Here is a 1,059-nt window from a genome sequence, read left to right on the forward strand (position 1 = left end):
TGCCCCGCGCGCTGACGGTCCAGTCCTGGTGCCTGACCCGGCTCGGCGATCTCGCCGCCGCCGCGCCGGTCGCCGCCGAGGCCGCGGCCCTCGCCCGGGAGACCGGCCAGCCGTTCATGCACGGGCTCGCCACGGCCGTCCGGGGCGAGATAGCCGCTCTGCGTGGGGATTACGCGCAGGCCGGCGCGGACACGGCGGAGGCGGAGCGGATCGGGCTCGCCGTCGGCGCGCGACCGGTGCTGGCCACCGTTCAGCTGACCCGTGGCCTGATCGCGTTGGGCGAGGGCCGATTCGACGACGCCTACATCGATTTGAGTCGCCTGCACGACCCCCGCGATTCGTCCTACGCGCCGTTCCTGCGCGCGTACTTCCTGGCCGAGCTGACCGAGGCGGCGGTCCGCGCCGGGCGGGCCGACGCCGTGCGTGATCTGTTGCGTGAGCTGGAACCGGTGGCCGCCGCCACACCGTCGCCCGCCCTGCACATCGGCGTGCGTTACGCGCAGGCGGTCGTCGAGACCGACGCCGAGCCACGTTTCACCGCCGCGCTCGCGGCCGACCTCGCCGCCTGGCCCGCCGAGCGCGGCCGCCTGCACCTGGCGTTCGGCGAGTGGCTGCGGCGACAGCGCAGGGTCGTCGAGTCCAGGACCCATTTGCGCACGGCCAGAGAGACTTTCGACGCGCTCGGCTTCGCCGCGTGGAGCGAACGGGCCAGGGTGGAGCTGCGCGGCGCGGGCGAAGCCAGCCCGGATCGCAGCCCGGCCGCTCGCGACCGGCTCACCCCGCACGAGCTGAGCATCGCGCAGCTGGCGGCCCAGGGGCTGACCAACCGGGAGATCGGGCAGCGGCTGTATCTGTCGCACCGGACGGTCAGCACGCATCTGCACCGCATCTTTCCGAAGCTCGGCATCAGTTCGAGATCCGACCTCGCGAGGTTGCTGCCCGCGGAGGGTGAGACCCCTCCGTAAGCGGCCTACCGTCACGCGCTACGTCATCCGACGCACGCGCGGATGGCCGCGCGTTCCCTAACGTCAGTCCTGCAAGCGGTGACCTCGGCTCACC

At 73.1% G+C, this 1,059-nt stretch carries 1 protein-coding gene; it reads left to right on the forward strand.

The features are described from left to right. The coding region (locus tag ON39_RS33935; RefSeq protein WP_040740347.1) for a helix-turn-helix transcriptional regulator at nt 1-965 on the forward strand (965 nt) is incomplete at its 5' end. Between the last annotated feature and the right edge of the window lie 94 nt (nt 966-1,059).

The organism is Nocardia tenerifensis NBRC 101015, from assembly GCF_000308715.1.
Classification (GTDB): domain Bacteria; phylum Actinomycetota; class Actinomycetes; order Mycobacteriales; family Mycobacteriaceae; genus Nocardia; species Nocardia tenerifensis.